Source organism: Nocardia sienata NBRC 100364 (assembly GCF_001613205.1).
GTDB classification, from domain to species: domain Bacteria; phylum Actinomycetota; class Actinomycetes; order Mycobacteriales; family Mycobacteriaceae; genus Nocardia; species Nocardia sienata.
The window spans coordinates 289,233-304,262 of the sequence record NZ_BDBX01000003.1; the positions used below are offsets into that span (position 1 = coordinate 289,233).

Sequence of the window (15,030 nt, forward strand, 5' to 3'; positions counted from 1 at the left end):
CCTCAGCCGCGTGCCGGGCGGGCGGGCAGCACCAGTTGCGCACCGGTGCCCGGATGGTCGAGGACCTCGACCGGGTACCGGTAGACGCGGCTGAGCAGCTCCCCGGTCAGGACCTCGCGCGGGGGTCCGGCGGCGGCGACGCGTCCGTCGTCCAGTACCGCGACACGGTCGGCGTAGGCGGCGGCGGACGCCAGATCGTGCAGGACGACCACCACCGCGGCGCCGGCCGCGGCGCGGTCCACGGCGAGGGCGAGCACGGCTTCCTGATGCCCCAGGTCCAGGGCGGCTGTCGGCTCGTCCAGTAGCAGGGTCGCGGTGTCCTGGGCCAGCACCCGGGCCAGTGCGACGCGGGCCCGTTCCCCGCCGGACAGGCTCGGGAACGACCGGCCGGCGAGGTGGGTGCTGTCGGTGGCGGCCATAGCGGCCGCGATGATCGCGTCGTCGCGCTCGGCGTGCGGCGTGCGTTGCCAGGGCGCGCGCCCCATGGCGATCACCTCGGCGGCGCTGAACGGGAACCCGACCGTATGCGACTGCGGTAGTACCGCGCGGCGACGGGCCATATCGATGGGTGTCCACCGGTCGAGGGGGCGACCGTCGAGTTCGACGCTGCCTCCGCCGGGATCCAATTCTCCCGCGAGTACTGCGAGCAGCGTCGATTTCCCGGCTCCGTTGGGCCCGACCAGCGCCACGACCTCACCGGCGGCGACCTCGAAATCGACACTGTCGAGTACCCGCCGCGTCCCGCCGCCGCCTCCGTGCCGGTCCAGCGTGACTCCCCGGGCGCGCAGCGTGACGCGGCCCGGTTCCGGGGCGCCGGGCAGGTCGTGCCCGCGCCGCAGCAGCCCGCTGAGCCCGTAGCGCAGGGTGGTGGTTTCCGCGGTCATGCCCAGCCTCCCGCCCGGGCCCGGGTGCGGCGTAGCAGCCAGAAGAAGAACGGGGCGCCGATGAGCGAGGTGAGCATGCCCAGCGGTAGGTCGGCGTTGTCGACCAGGGAGCGGGCGGCGACATCGGCACTCAGCAGCACCACCGCGCCGGTTACCGCGCTCACCGGCACCAGGGCCCGGTGGCCGGGGCCGATGATCATCCGCACCACGTGCGGGACGATCAGGCCGACGAACAGGATGATCCCGGTGAAGGCCACCCCCGCGGTGGTCAGCACGGCGACGATCACGATCACCGTGCGCCGTAGCCGTTCCACGTCGACACCGAGATGGCGTGCCGCGGATTCACCGAGCGCGAGCAGATCCAGCCGGGGCGCGACGAGGATCGCGGCGGTAATCCCCGCGGCGGTCAGGATCGCGACGACCGTGACCGCGTCCCAGGTGGCACCGTTGAGACTGCCGAGCTGCCAGAACACGATCTGGTCGCGTGCCGCGGGCGAGGCGACGAACAACAGGAACGCGATGAGCCCGCCCGCGAATGCGTTGATCGCGACACCGGTGAGCACCAGGGTCACCACTTCGGTTCGGCCGTTCGCCCGAGACAGTACGTACACCAGTGCGGTGGTGATCAGTCCGGCGGCGAACGCGGCCGCCGCGACCGACCAGGCGGCCACGAAGGCTCCGCCGAACACGATCACCGTTCCGGCGCCCACCGCCGCACCCGAGGACACTCCGATGACGCCGGGTTCGGCGAGCGGATTGGCGAACACACCCTGCAGCAGCGCCCCGGCGGTGGCCAGGGCAGCGCCTACCAGGATCGCCAGGACCACGCGGGGGAACCGGACCTCCCACAGGGTGACCTCCCCGGCCGGGTGGGCGGGCAGCGGACCCCAGTCCAGGCCGATCCGGTGTGCGAAACTCCCGGCGACCTCGGCGGGCGTGGTGGGGACCTGTCCGATGGCGGCGGAAGCCAGGGCCAGCACCACCAGCGCTACGGCCGCGACGGTGAAGGCGAGGACCGCGCGGCGGCGTGGGTGACCGGCATCCGGGTGTGCGGGTGGTTTCTCCAGGGCGACGGTCATGCTGGATCCACCGGCATGATCGAGGGCACTCCGTGGTTACGCTGCGCTGCCGCCTCCGGGCCCGACTCGCTCATGCGCCGGTCCGGCCGTACACGGCCTCGGACAGTGCGGAGATGACGCGGCCGGTATTGGGCCCGAACGACAGCAGCACCGCGTCGGACATATCGACGATCCGCTTGTTGCGGCCCGCCGGTGTCTGCGCGATCCCGGGGATCCGGACGATACCGTCGACTCCGCCGATCGATTTCATCCCGTCGGTCATGACCAGCAGCACATCCGGGGCGGCCGCGATCATGGCTTCGCTGGTGATGGCGGTGAACGGTTCGGTCAGCCCGGCCTGCTGCCCGGCATCCTCGGCATCGAGCGCGGCGATGAGCGCGTCGGCGCCGGAGCCGGGCCCGGCGAGCATGGTGATGGCGCTGGACCGCAGATACAGGAACGCGATCCGCAGCCGCGGATCCGGGGCCGGTACGGCGGCGGAGGCGGCCGCGATCTCGTCGCTGGTGCGGCGGCCGAGCTCTCGACCGCGCTGGGGCACACCGAGGGCGGCGGCGACCGCCTCGATCTGCGGCACCACCCCCGCCATGGTGCGTTCCGGGTCGAAGTAGACCACGGTGACCCCGGTGGCGCGCAACTGTTCCCGGACCGCCGGGGATGCGCTGGTGGTGTCGGTGAGGAACACACTGGGCCGTAAGGCCAGGATCGATTCCACGTTCAGCGCGCCGTTGCCGCCGGTGACGTTCGGCAGATGCGAGACGGCGGGGAACGCCGCCGCGGTGCTGCGGCCCACCATGTTCTCGCCGAGACCCAGTGCCCAGACGATCTGGGCGAGGGTGCCGTACCGATCGGCGGCGACGATCCGGCTCGCGTCGGTGACCGTGACATCGGTGCCGTCGAAGGAGCGGACGGTGGCGGGCAGTACCGGGGTGGGCGGCGGAGTGATCGGTACCGGGTCCAGGTCGTCGAGGACCGCGGTGGCAGGGCCCCGCTGTGTGGCGGCGCCGGCGGGTTCGGGGCTGTCACAGGCGGCGGTGAGTACGAGCAGGCCCACCGCGAGGCCTGCCAGCAGTGCGCGCGCCCGTCCGGAGCGGACCCGGTGATACCTCATGGAGGCAAGGCTAATCCGTGCGGGTGTGTCAGGTGCTCGCCCGCCCCCGCGCTACGGGGTGGAACTCACATCGTCGAGGGCGGCGGCGATCGCCCGCGGCAGTTCCAGCGTTTCGGCGGCCAGCACCCCGGTGAGCTGACCCATATCGCGGGCACCGACGAGCATGCTCGCGACCCCGGGCCGGTCCCGCACCCACGCCAGTGCGACCGCCAGCGGGGAGGTTGCCAGCCCGTCCGCGGCGGTGACCAGCGCGTCGACGACGGCGGTGGCGCGGTCGTCGTCGAGGCGGCCGCGGATCTCGGCGGCGGTGGCTTCGTCGGCGGCGCGGGAGTCCGCCGGAACACCGTCCCGGTATTTCCCGGTGAGGATGCCGCCGGCCAGGGGAGCGGTGGCCACCAGACCGGCACCGTGGTGCGCGGCGGCCGGCGCCGTATCGTCCTCGGCGCCGCGGGTGAGCAGCGAGTACGGGGTCTGCACGGCGGTGACCGGGCTGACCGCGGCCAGGCTGGCCAGCTGCCAGGCGGTGAAGCCGCGGACGCCGGCGTAGCGGGTGCGCCCGGACGTGATGGCGTATTCCAGGGTCGCGGCGATCTCGTCGAGCGGGGTGCTCGCGTCCCAGGCGGTGATCTGCCAGAGATCCAGATGGTCGGTGCCCAGTTCCAGCAGCGTGCGGTCCAGCTGCCGCAGCAGGCTGCGGCGCGAGCAGTCGACCGTGATCCGGGCCTGCCCCGGCGGTGGCGGTTCGCTACCCGCGGGGACCGACGGAAAATATGGGACCAGGCCCGCGCCCGCGCACAGGACGAGCTCGTCGCGCGACACCAGATCGCCGAGAAGGTCGGCGAGGATCCGTTGCGCGGCCCCGCCGGCATAGGCGGGGGAGGTATCGACGAGGGTGCCGCCGGATTCGGCGAACGCGATCAGTTGCGCGGCGGCGGTATCGGGGTCGGTGTGGGTGCCCCAAGTATGGGTGGCCAGCCCGATCCGGGAAACCCGCAGCCCGCTGCGGCCGACGGTGCGCTGTTCCATCACCGAGTCTCCATGTCCGGCACGGTTCGACAAATCCTCACGGCGCCCAGCCTAGAGCGTGTTCGCGCGGTGGCGGTCCGGGACGAACGGTCGCCTCGGCGTGTCCGCCGCAGCAGCGGCCGCCGCGCGGGACCCGGAGCGGGCACTGTAGGGTCGCTGCCGGTCGTCGCCGTGCCAGGATGCCGGCCGGGGTGCCGTAAGACCGAAGGCGGAGCGGGTTTTCGGCGTTGTACAGGAGGATGTGTGGTTGGCGAGTCGATGACCTGGGTACAGGCGTTGGTGCTCGGGTTGGTGCAGGGTCTGACGGAGTTCCTGCCGGTGTCGTCGTCGGGTCATCTACGGATCGTGTCGTCGTTGTTCTTCGGGGAAGACGCCGGCGCGTCGTTCACCGCGGTGACCCAGCTCGGGACCGAGGCCGCGGTGCTGTTGTTCTTCGCCAAGGACATCTGGCGCATCGTGCGGGTGTGGTGCGCCACGGTATTCGAGAAGCTCACCGCGCGGTCCCGGGAGAACGTGCCGATCAGCGAGATGGTCACCACGAAACTCCCGGTGGTCACCGGAACGGGTCCGGCCGGTTACGACCCGGGTGCCGAGGCGCAGCGCGAACTCGATTACCGGATGGGCTGGTATGTGATCATCGCCACCATCCCGATCGGCGTGCTGGGACTGGTCTTCAAAGACCAGATCCGCACCGGCGCCCGGAACCTGTGGCTGGTGGCGATCATGCTGATCGTTTTCGCGCTGGTGATCGCGGCGGCCGAACACTTCGGCCCGAAACAGCGGCCGCTGGAACAACTCACCACCCGTGACGGGCTGGTGATGGGTTTCGCGCAGTGCCTGGCGTTGATTCCCGGGGTCTCCCGGTCGGGCGCGACCTCCAGCGCGGGCCTGTTCCTCGGGTTGAAACGGGAGGCGGCGGTGCGGTTCTCGTTCCTGCTGGCGATCCCGGCGGTCACCGCGTCCGGACTGTTCAGTCTCCCCGACGCTTTCGAACCCGCGGGTGAGGGGCTCAACGCCTCGGGTGCCCAGCTGCTGGTGGCGACCCTGGTGTCGTTCGTGGTGGGCTACGCGTCGGTGGCGTGGCTGCTGCGGTTCGTGGCCAAGCATTCGTTCTACTGGTTCGTCGGCTACCGGATCGTGCTCGGTGTCGTGATCGTCGGTCTGCTCGCAGGCGGGGTCGTTTCGGCCACATGACCGATACAGACGACGCTGCCGCGGCGGCCGGTTGCGGGTACCCGGCGGTTGCGGCCGGGCGCAGCCCCGGAAGTGTTCCGGCCGTGCGCGGTCTTGCGGATGAACTCCGCCCGACCGCGCCCATTAGGCTGGCCGCATGACGGTGATCCTGCTGCGACACGGTGTGTCGACCTCCAATACCGGCGGCACTCTCGCCGGTCGCAGTCCCGGTGTGGAACTCACCGACCGCGGTGGCGAACAGGCCCGGACCGTCGCGGACCGGCTCGCGGGCCTGCCGATTTCGCGGATCGTCACCTCTCCACTGCTGCGCTGTCAGCGCACCGTGTCGCCGCTGGCCGCCGAGCTCGGCCTGGAACCGGTGGTCGACGACCGCCTCGCCGAGGTCGACTACGGCGAGTGGACAGGTCGCCGGATCCAGGATCTGCTGCAGGAGCCGCTGTGGCAGGTGGTGCAGCGGCATGCCTCCGCGGCGGTGTTCCCCGGCGGCGAGGGACTGGCGCAGGTGCAGGCACGGGCGGTGTCGGCCATTCGCGAACACGATCGGGCCCTCGCCGAACTGCACGACGGGGACCAGCTGTGGGTGGCGTGTACCCATGGTGATGTGATCAAGGCGGTGCTCGCGGACGCGCTCGGCATCCATCTCGACGGATTCCAGCGAATCATGGTCGAGCCCGCTTCGCTCAGCGTTGTCCGCTACACCCGCACCGCGCCGTTCGTCACGCGGATGAACGACACCGGTGCGGACCTGTCCGGTCTGGCGCCCCCGCCGAAGGGTGAGTCCGGCGCGGCCGGGCCCGTGCCCGGTGGGGAGATCGGGTCAGGAAGGAAAGACGGATAATGGGTATGCCCGATACCGGCGAACGCGCCACCTCTCGGCGGCATCGGGCGAATCGGCGTCCGCGCCGGAATACGGCGCAGCGGGGTACCGCAGCCGAACAGGGTCACGTATCAGGAGGTGCATGTGTCACGAGCAATCCATGTTTTCCGCACCCCCGAACGTTTCGTCGCCGGAACTGTCGGTGAGCCGGGCGATCGCGCGTTCTACCTGCAGGCGGTGGAGGAACCCCGGGTGGTGAGTGTGCTGCTGGAAAAGCAGCAGGTGAAGGTTCTCGCCGACCGGATGGGTCTGCTGCTCGACGAGGTGGCGCGGCGATTCGGTGCCGAGGTGCCGCCGCAGGCCGAGCAGGTCAACGACAACGCGCCGCTGGTCACGCCGATCGATGCGGAGTTCCGGGTCGGCACCATGGGGCTGGGCTGGGATGCCGACGCCGGGGCAGTGGTCGTCGAACTGCTGGCGATCACCGAGACCGAGGTCGACGAATCGGTGGTCCTCGACGATACCGACGAGGGCCCGGACGCGGTCCGGGTGTTCCTCACCCCCGATCAGGCACGCGAATTCGCGTTGCGGTCCACCCGGGTGATCGCGGCCGGGCGCCCGCCGTGCCCGCTGTGCGGGGAACCGCTGTCGGCGCGCGGGCACATGTGTGTGCGCACCAACGGGTACAAGCGCGGTGAACTTTTCGGTGCGAACGATCTGGAGGAATGACCGTGCCCGGCACCGTGGACGCGCTGCGCGCGGGTGACCTGACGGTGCTGGGCCGGGTGGGTGTTGCCAGCAATGTGACCCTGGTCTGTGATCTCGCCACCGGCGACGGCGATCTGCGGGTGGTGTACAAGCCGATCCGCGGTGAGCAGCCCCTGTGGGATTTCCCGGACGGAACCCTGGCCGGGCGCGAGGTGGCCTCGTATCTGATCTGCGATGCGCTGGGCTGGACGGTGATCCCGGAGACGGTGTTACGGGACGGCCCCTACGGGCCGGGAATGGTCCAGCGCTGGATCACCACCCGGGAACCGGACAACACCCGGCTGGACCTGATCGATCTGTGCCCGCCGCAGAGGGTGCCGGACGGTTTCCGGGAGGTGCTGCGCGCCTACGACGGCGCGGGGGACGAGGTATCGCTGGTGCATGCCGACGATCCGCGGTTGCGGCGGATGGCGGTGCTCGACGTGCTGCTGAACAACGCCGACCGCAAAGGTGGGCATGCCCTGGAATCGGCCGCCGGTGAGGTGTACGGCGTCGACCACGGGATCTGCCTGCACCAGGAGAACAAACTGCGCACGGTGCTGTGGGGGTGGGCCGGGGAGCCGATTCCGGCGGAACTGCTCGCCGATATCGCCGCGTTCACCGAAACCCTGCCCGGCGAGCTCGCCGACCGCCTGGCCGACCATCTCACCGACCCCGAGATCGACGCCCTGCTGCGCCGGGCGAAGCGCCTGCTCGACGAGCCGGTGCTGCCCTTCCCCGAGACCTCACGTCCCATTCCGTGGCCCGCTTTTTGATCCGGTGACCGGCGTCGGCGCCGGATTCGTTCTGTCTGAAGCCAACGGTTGCCTTCTCCCGATGGCGTCGTTCACGCAGGTCCGGGTGCCACCGACGATCATGATCGCGGCGCACGCGGCGGGGTGGGCGGGAGGTGGCGTGTCGCGACCTCTACTCTCGAAGGCATGCAGTCCTGGTCCGACACCCCGATCCCCGCGGTCCCCGGAACAGGGCCCCCGTTGCGGTTGCACGACACCGCCGATTCCTGTATCCGCCCGGTGACCCCGGGCAATACGGCCACTATGTACGTGTGCGGGATCACCCCGTACGACGCCACTCATCTCGGTCACGCGGCCACGTATCTGACCTTCGATCTGGTGAACCGGGTATTGCGCGACGCCGGTCGCGAGGTGCACTACGTGCAGAACGTCACCGATGTCGACGATCCGCTGTTCGAGCGGGCGAACCGGGACGGGGTGGACTGGCGGGACCTGGGTACCGGCGAGATCGAATTGTTCCGTGCGGATATGGCGGCGCTGCGGGTGCTGCCGCCGCGGGATTACGTGGGCGCGATCGAATCGGTGGAGGAGGTCGTCGAGCTGGTCGGTAAATTGCTGGCCTCCGGTGCCGCCTACACCGTCGAGGACGAGCAGTACCCCGATGTCTATTTCCGTACCGACGCCACCGAGCAGTTCGGGTACGAATCGGGCTATGACCGCGCCACCATGGAACGCCTGTTCTCCGAACGCGGCGGTGACCCGGACCGGCCGGGCAAGCGTGATCCGCTGGACGCCCTGCTGTGGCGGGCCGAACGCCCCGGTGAGCCGTCATGGCCGTCGCCGTTCGGGCCGGGCCGGCCCGGCTGGCATATCGAATGCGCGGCGATCGCGGTGAACCGGCTGGGTACCGAATTCGACATCCAGGGCGGCGGCAGCGATCTGATCTATCCCCATCACGAATACTCCGCCGCCCACGGTGAGGCATTGGCCGCGGGACGGCGCTTCGCCCGGCACTACGTGCACACCGGCATGATCGGGCTGGACGGGGAGAAGATGTCGAAATCCAAGGGCAATCTGGTCCTGGTATCGAAATTGCGGGCCCAGGGCGTGGATCCGGGGGTGATCCGGCTGGGTTTGTTCGCCGGCCACTATCGCGCGGACCGGATGTGGACCGACAGCGCGCTCACCGAGGCCGAGGCGCGGCTGCGTTACTGGCGGCAGGCCGCCGCGGTGGCCGCCGCGCCGCCGGCCGCCGATACCGTCGCCCGGCTGCGCACCCATCTCGCCGACGATCTGAATACCCCGGCGGCGCTCGCGGCTCTCGACGCCTGGGCGCGCGACGCTCTCGCGTACGGTGGCGCCGACCCGGCCGCGGGCGCGGATATCGCCGCGGCGGTGGACGCGCTACTGGGCGTACGCCTGCGCTGACCGGGGCGTGGCGAGCGCTCGGCTTCGCGCGCACAGTCTCTACTACGACGGTGGACCGGCCGCGCAGGCGGTGACCTTTCACCACTCTCGGCCGGGCGGGGTCGCGCATGGGGTACTGTTCGATGCTCGAAATCCCAACCCGTTCACCGAAGAGATCGGCGCCGCATGTCTCGTATCGTCAGTAAGGACAACTACTTCGACACCGGCCTGGAGGTTCTGTCCGAACTCGGTTTCCGGCACCTCAATATCGGCGTGCTGTGCCGGCGGCTCGGGGTGACCAGCGGATCGTTCTATCACCATTTCGGGAGCTGGCAGTCGTATGTGGATGCGCTGCTGGAACATTGGGAGAACCGGCAGGTGCTGATCCTGCGTACCCTGAATTTCGATCCGTCCACACCCGATGAGGCGATCCGGGCCCTGTCGGATCTGACCCTGGGCCTGCACCATCGGGCGGAGGCGGCGATCCGGGCCTGGGCGGCCAACGACGAAGCGGTGGGGGTGGCGCTCAAGCGGGTCGACGAATCCCGGCGCCGCACCGTGCGCAAGACGATCGCGAGTGTGGTGGGCGACGAGCGGATCGCCGCCGTCGACACCGAACTCGGGATGGCCCTGCTGATCGGATATCAGCAGATGGTGGCCGCCGGCCAGCAGGTGTGCCTGGACGAACTTCTCGGTGAGTACGCGCGGCTGGTCTACTCCCATGTCCGCCGGCCGGCCGTGAACGGCTAGCGCGCCCCGGTACCGGTTTCCGGCTCACCCGAGGTCATTTCAGGACCAGCAGCGCCGCTTTCTCCAGCCGGTCGGCGATATCGGCGTAGGACTCGTAACCCATACCCGCGCGCACCAGGGCCCCTGCGTACAGCAGTTCCAGTGATTCCACCGTTTCGGGGTCGGCTTCGGGTGCGAGGGCCCGGGTGATGCGCTGCCGGATCTCCATACCTATCCGGGTCCGCAGATGCTGGACGTCGGGATCGCGGCCCAGCAGCGCACTCGTCACCGCCCCCGACAGTTCCTGTTCGTCGGCCACCAGCAAAGCGATACCGCGCAGTTCGGCCAGTACCCGCACGGTGGGGTCGGCGTCGTGGCTGACCGGGCTCTGCGAGGACCGGATCCGGCGCCAGAAGATCTCCGCGACCAGATGCTCCTTCGAGGAGAAGTACGTGTAGGCGGTCGCGGTGCCCACACCGGCTGCGGTGGCGACCATGCGGATGGTTAGTCCGGCGAAACCTTCGCGGGACAGCACTTCCATCGCGGCTCTGGTGAGTTTGTCCACGGTGTCCGCCTGCTTGCCGCTCAAGCGCCGCCGAGTGGCCTCGAGAATTCTGGAATCGCCTTCGGACATGTGTCTAGATAGTAGTGTCGGTGGAGTGCCGGATCAACTTCCGCCCAGTCCACAGCCGGTGAAGTAATGTCGTTCACCGCCGTGGCGCCGCTGTTCAGAAGCGAACTCCGCCCGCCGATGATGCGTTACCGCCGCCTTCGCTGCGGCCTCCGCGGCCTGTACGTACCTGCTCCGAAGGAGGCTCGATGCCCGTATCGCCGTCCCCGCTGACCGACGAACAGCTGTTCGATCATGCCCGCCGGGCCACCGGGTTCATGCCGGAGGCGGAGGGCCGCGCGCTGTACGCCGCGGCCGTGAAGTACTGCCACGGCGGGGTGATCACCGAGATCGGCACCTACTGCGGGAAGTCGGCCGTCCTGCTCGGCGCCGCCGCCCGCGCGCAGGGCGGGGTGGTGTTCACCGTCGACCACCACCACGGCTCCGAGGAACACCAGCCCGGCTGGGAGTACCACGACACCTCGCTGGTCGACCCGGTCACCGGCCTGTTCGACACCCTGCCGCGATTCCGGCACACCATCGACACCGCAGGCTTGTCCGATACCGTCATCGCGATCGTCGGCAGCTCCGCGCGCGTGGCCGCCACCTGGCGGACCCCGATCAATTTTTTGTTCATCGACGGCGGCCATACCGAAGAAGCTGCCGACCGGGACTACCGCGGCTGGGTCAAGTGGGTGGTCCCCGGGGGCGGACTGGCCATCCACGATGTCTTCCCCGATCCCGCAGACGGTGGCCAGGCCCCCTACGGTATCTATCGGCGGGCGATCAACAGCGGCGAATTCCGGGAGGTCTCGGTCACCGATTCGCTCCGTGTACTGGAGCGTGTCCGCGCGGGCGCACCCTCCTGACACCCGTGGGTTTCACCGCCGGATCAGGCCCGCTTCGGTGGCCGCCGCAACGGCGGCCGTACGGGAATCGACACCGAGCTTGGTGTAGATCCGCGCCAGATGGGATTTCACGGTTCCCTCGGTGAGGTGGAGGTCCGCGCCGATCGCTCGGTTGGACAGGCCGGCGGCGACCAGGGTGAGGACCTCGGTTTCACGACGGGTCAGTGTGGCCCCCGGCGTGCGCAACCGGTTCAGCAGCCGGTCGGCGACAGCGGGGGCCAGTGCGGTGCGTCCGGCGGCGGCGGTCCGTACAGCTGCCACCAGGTCTTCGGGCCGGGCGTCCTTGAGGACGTATCCGGTGGCTCCGGCTTCGATCGCCGGCAGAATATGGGCTTCGGAATCGAAAGTCGTCACGATGAGCACCCGCGGCCCTCCGGACCGTGCGGTGATCCGGGCAGTGGCCTCGGCGCCGTTCATGCCCGCACCGAACTGTAGGTCCATCAGCACGACATCGATATCGCCGGCGCCCGCGCGGCCGACCGCCTCCTCGGCGGTGGCGGCCTCGGCCACCACCGTCACGCCGGATTCGGTCTCGAGCACGGCGCGCAACCCCGCCCGGACAACCGGGTGATCATCGGCAAGCAACAGCCGGATCCGGGTCCCCGTCACGCGGACGCCTCGACTCCGGTGCGTGGCGGACCGAGGGGAAGCCGGGCGGTCAGTGTGGTGCCTTCTCCCAGCGCGGATTCGACGGTCAGCTCCCCGCCGAGCACGCGGACGCGATCGCGCATCGACGCGAGCCCGAAGCCGCCGCCGGCTCCGGTCGCGGTCGAGCCGGCGGGGTCGAATCCGCACCCGTCGTCGGCGATGGAGAGGACGACCCGGTCCCCGAGATATCGCAGGATGACATCGGCGCTCGCCGCGGCCGCGTGGCGGACGGTGTTCGCCAGCGCGGACTGGGCGATTCGTAGCAAGGCGACCTCGTAGGAGGTCGGCATCGGGACCGGGTTCTCGTCGCGGTGAAAGCGGGCGGTGATCCCGTGACGGGCGCCGGTGGCGGCGCAGAGGCGTTCGAGTGCATCCGCCAAAGAGGCTCCCTCCAGCGCGGGTGGGGTGAGGGCGGCGACGAACCGGCGTGCTTCGGCGAGGTCGTCGACCGCGGTCCGGCGAGCTTGGCCGACATAGCGCAGCGCGCTGTCCGGTGCCCCGGGCAGCACCCGCTCGGCGGCGCCCAGGAGCAGCTGGATACTGGTCAGGCCCTGAGCCAGGGTGTCGTGGATCTCGCGGGCCAGCCGCTCCCGCTCGGCCAGCACCCCGGCAGCGTGTTCCGCGGCCGCGAGTTCGGCGCGGGTGGTGGTGAGTTCCTCGATCAGCCGCCGGCGCTGCTCGCTTTCGCGATAGAGCGCCTGATACCCACGGACCACTGCGACGGCCACTGCCGCGCCGAGTGCCGGGCCGATGGCCATCGGCGCGGCGAACGTGCTCTGGTGGGCGGCGAAGCCGATTACGGCTACCACGGCGGTGAACGCGACGGCGGCGATTCCGGCGCGTCGTCGCAGCAGATGCAGTTGGAGGAAGTACAGCGGGAAGGCGACCCAGACCCCGTCGGCGGATATCACGAGCAAGGCGAGCCAGGCGCAGACCAGGACGGCCAGCCATACCGCCGCGGCTCGCCCGGAGCCGCGCACGGCGGGCAGCACCGATCCGCTCGCGTACACGAGCCCGCATGCCGTGGCCGCCGCCGCGACCGCACCGGCGTGTGGATGGTGGCCGGCGACCGCCCGCCCCACCGCGAGTACGAGCAGCGCCAGGACCAGCAGGTGCAGGGACCAGGCCAGGGCTCTGGGGGTGAATGTAAGGGTGGTGTTCACGGTCCCCCCAGCCTAAGCAGCAGCGTGCGGGGCTGCCTCTGTCGAAAGTAGGAACCGCCGCTGCGCCTTCGGGCCGGTCGTTCTCCGTCCCGGGGCAGATGTGCGCGCGGCGCCGGGCGGCGAGGGTGGAGACACCACCCCCTCATGAAAGGGCTGCCGGCCGTGTTCGTCGCCTGGAGAGACCTGAAGTTCGCCCGCGGGAGATTCGCCCTCATGGGCATCGTTATCGCGCTGATCAGCCTGTTGATCGGAGTGCTGTCCGGCCTGACCGCCGGCTTGGCGCAGCAGAATGTCTCCGCGATCACCGGTCTGCCCACAGGCAAGATCGTGTTCGGCGCGGACGGCACCACCGCCGAACTGTCGTACACCGAATCCCTCATCACCGAGGACCAGTGGCGGATATGGGCGGATACCCCCGGCGTCGAGACTGCCGAACCGCTGGGAATAAGCACCGTCACCGCGAAAGCGGGAAGCAGAACCGCAGGGGTCGGCGTGTTCGGGGTCCGGCCCGGTTCGGCCCTGGCCCCCGCCGGTGACCTGATCGGTGAGGGGACAGCGATACTGTCCGGCGCCGCGGCCGAGGACCTCGGCGTCGGGCTCGGCGAAACGTTTACGTTCGCCGGCCGGACGCTGACGGTCGCGGCGGTGCGCGGTGACGCCTCGTTCGCGCACACTCCCGTTGTCTGGACCGGGTTGGACGCCTGGCGCCGCACCGTGCCATCGGTGGAGGGACACGGGGAACCGATCGCGACCGTCATCGCGCTGAATACGGACGCGGGGGTGGACGTGCGGGACATCGACGAGGCGGCCGGGACGACAACGGTCTCGACGCGCGATTCGCTGGCCGCAATCGGGTCCTACACCTCCGAGAACAGTTCGCTGCAGCTGATGCGCGGGCTTCTGTTCGTCATTTCCGCGCTGGTCGTCGGCGCGTTCTTCACCGTGTGGACCATCCAGCGCAGCCGTGACGTCGCCGTTCTGAAAGCGCTGGGCGCGTCGACCGCACGGTTGCTCGCGGACGCCCTGGGCCAGGCGGCGGTCCTGCTGGCCGGTGGCACGCTGCTCGGCACCGGATTGGCGATCGGGCTGGGTGCCGCCGTCCGCGGCGCGTCCGTGCCGTTCCTGCTGACGCCCGCGGACGCCGCGGTATCGGGAGCGTCACTGATAGTGCTGGGCCTGCTCGGCTCTGCCCTGTCCATTCGCCACATCACCTCTGTCGACCCCTTGACCGCTCTGGAGTCCGTGCGATGACCCTGAATCTGACCGCTGTCACCCTGTCCTATCCCGATGGTCCGGTACGTACGACGGCATTGGAGGCTGTGGACCTGGATGTATCCGCCGGCACGCTCACCGCCGTGGTGGGTCCCTCCGGTTCCGGCAAATCCAGTCTGCTGGCCGTAGCGGCCACGCTCATCACTCCGGATTCGGGGACGGTGACCGTGGACGGTATCGAGACCGGCGGCATGTCGCGGCGAGCGCTGGCCGTTCTCCGTCGGCAGAAGATCGGGATCGTCTTCCAGCAACCCAATCTGTTGCCCGCGCTCACCGCAGCCGAACAGTTGACGGTCGCGGCGCGCTTCACCGGCGGCAGCACCCGGGGCGTGCACGACCGGGCCCTGCGGATACTCGAATCGGTCGGTCTGGCCGACGTGGCCGGCCGGCGTCCGCACCAACTCTCCGGTGGTCAGCGTCAGCGGGTGAACATCGCCCGGGCGCTGATGAACGACCCGGCTGTGCTCCTGGTCGACGAGCCCACCAGTGCCCTGGACCGCGAGCGTGGGGCGGCCGTCGTCGATCTGATCGCTCGCTCGACCCACCGTCGCGGGATCGCTACCGTCATGGTCACGCATGACCCGACCCACCTCACGGCGGCCGATCGAGTCGTGGAGGTACGCGACGGCCGACTGCACTCTCCGGCGGCGGCCGGGGTCTGACCGTGTCCCCGCAGCGCCCGC

The 15,030-nt window shown here is 70.0% G+C and carries 16 protein-coding genes; 9 read left to right on the forward strand and 7 right to left on the reverse strand.

Annotation, left to right across the window (positions count from 1 at the left end; translation table 11 throughout):
- Positions 1 to 2: 2 nt before the first annotated feature.
- From NS4_RS02425 to NS4_RS02440, 4 genes are all read right to left on the reverse strand, one after another.
- Positions 3 to 884, reverse strand: a complete 882-nt coding sequence (locus NS4_RS02425) for a heme ABC transporter ATP-binding protein (protein ID WP_084486552.1) — start codon at positions 882 to 884, stop codon at positions 3 to 5.
- Positions 881 to 1,963, reverse strand: coding sequence for a FecCD family ABC transporter permease (locus tag NS4_RS02430; RefSeq protein WP_063057784.1), 1,083 nt, complete (start codon positions 1,961 to 1,963; stop codon positions 881 to 883). The genes NS4_RS02425 and NS4_RS02430 overlap by 4 nt, the downstream gene beginning before the upstream one ends.
- Positions 1,964 to 2,033: 70 nt before the next feature.
- Complete coding sequence (locus NS4_RS02435) at positions 2,034 to 3,071, reverse strand: heme/hemin ABC transporter substrate-binding protein (protein WP_063057785.1); 1,038 nt, start codon at positions 3,069 to 3,071, stop codon at positions 2,034 to 2,036.
- Positions 3,072 to 3,122: 51 nt separating this feature from the next.
- Positions 3,123 to 4,097 carry an aldo/keto reductase gene (locus tag NS4_RS02440; RefSeq protein WP_063057786.1) on the reverse strand — a complete coding sequence of 325 codons (975 nt, stop codon included), beginning with the start codon at positions 4,095 to 4,097 and terminating at the stop codon, positions 3,123 to 3,125.
- A gap of 258 nt (positions 4,098 to 4,355) precedes the next feature.
- Here NS4_RS02440 and NS4_RS02445 point away from each other — a divergent pair, with 258 nt between their 5' ends.
- From NS4_RS02445 to NS4_RS02470, 6 genes are all read left to right on the forward strand, one after another.
- Positions 4,356 to 5,291 carry an undecaprenyl-diphosphate phosphatase gene (locus NS4_RS02445; protein ID WP_063057787.1) on the forward strand — a complete coding sequence of 312 codons (936 nt, stop codon included), beginning with the start codon at positions 4,356 to 4,358 and terminating at the stop codon, positions 5,289 to 5,291.
- A gap of 136 nt (positions 5,292 to 5,427) precedes the next feature.
- The gene (locus NS4_RS02450; RefSeq protein ID WP_063057788.1) at positions 5,428 to 6,129 is read left to right on the forward strand and encodes a histidine phosphatase family protein; all 702 of its coding nucleotides are present in this window, start codon (positions 5,428 to 5,430) and stop codon (positions 6,127 to 6,129) included.
- 123 nt (positions 6,130 to 6,252) lie between these two features.
- Positions 6,253 to 6,837: a DUF3090 domain-containing protein gene (locus NS4_RS02455; protein ID WP_063034928.1), complete on the forward strand. Its 585-nt coding sequence runs from the start codon at positions 6,253 to 6,255 to the stop codon at positions 6,835 to 6,837.
- Positions 6,834 to 7,631 (forward strand): SCO1664 family protein, encoded by a 798-nt coding sequence (locus NS4_RS02460; protein ID WP_063057789.1) that lies wholly within the window; start codon positions 6,834 to 6,836, stop codon positions 7,629 to 7,631. The genes NS4_RS02455 and NS4_RS02460 overlap by 4 nt, the downstream gene beginning before the upstream one ends.
- Before the next feature lie 165 nt (positions 7,632 to 7,796).
- Entirely contained in the window at positions 7,797 to 9,038 is a 1,242-nt protein-coding gene (gene mshC / locus NS4_RS02465; protein ID WP_063057790.1) for a cysteine--1-D-myo-inosityl 2-amino-2-deoxy-alpha-D-glucopyranoside ligase, read from the forward strand.
- 165 nt (positions 9,039 to 9,203) lie between these two features.
- The gene (locus NS4_RS02470) at positions 9,204 to 9,767 is read left to right on the forward strand and encodes a TetR/AcrR family transcriptional regulator (RefSeq protein ID WP_063057791.1); all 564 of its coding nucleotides are present in this window, start codon (positions 9,204 to 9,206) and stop codon (positions 9,765 to 9,767) included.
- Between the two features lie 34 nt (positions 9,768 to 9,801).
- On the opposite strand, the gene NS4_RS02475 is transcribed toward NS4_RS02470, so the two are convergent.
- Complete coding sequence (locus tag NS4_RS02475) at positions 9,802 to 10,380, reverse strand: TetR/AcrR family transcriptional regulator (protein WP_063057792.1); 579 nt, start codon at positions 10,378 to 10,380, stop codon at positions 9,802 to 9,804.
- Positions 10,381 to 10,565: 185 nt separating this feature from the next.
- Between NS4_RS02475 and NS4_RS02480 the strand changes: the two genes are divergently transcribed.
- Positions 10,566 to 11,225, forward strand: coding sequence for a class I SAM-dependent methyltransferase (locus tag NS4_RS02480; RefSeq protein ID WP_157105851.1), 660 nt, complete (start codon positions 10,566 to 10,568; stop codon positions 11,223 to 11,225).
- Positions 11,226 to 11,237: 12 nt separating this feature from the next.
- On the opposite strand, the gene NS4_RS02485 is transcribed toward NS4_RS02480, so the two are convergent.
- Positions 11,238 to 11,873: a response regulator gene (locus tag NS4_RS02485; RefSeq protein WP_063057793.1), complete on the reverse strand. Its 636-nt coding sequence runs from the start codon at positions 11,871 to 11,873 to the stop codon at positions 11,238 to 11,240.
- A complete protein-coding gene (locus NS4_RS02490; RefSeq protein ID WP_063057794.1) occupies positions 11,870 to 13,075 on the reverse strand; it encodes a sensor histidine kinase in 1,206 nt (401 codons plus the stop codon). Before NS4_RS02490 ends, NS4_RS02485 begins: the two co-directional genes overlap by 4 nt.
- Before the next feature lie 213 nt (positions 13,076 to 13,288).
- On the opposite strand from NS4_RS02490, the gene NS4_RS02495 reads away from it, so the two are divergent.
- The gene (locus NS4_RS02495) at positions 13,289 to 14,326 is read left to right on the forward strand and encodes an ABC transporter permease (protein WP_218020283.1); all 1,038 of its coding nucleotides are present in this window, start codon (positions 13,289 to 13,291) and stop codon (positions 14,324 to 14,326) included.
- Positions 14,323 to 15,009, forward strand: a complete 687-nt coding sequence (locus tag NS4_RS02500) for an ABC transporter ATP-binding protein (protein WP_063057795.1) — start codon at positions 14,323 to 14,325, stop codon at positions 15,007 to 15,009. Before NS4_RS02495 ends, NS4_RS02500 begins: the two co-directional genes overlap by 4 nt.
- Positions 15,010 to 15,030 lie beyond the last annotated feature (21 nt).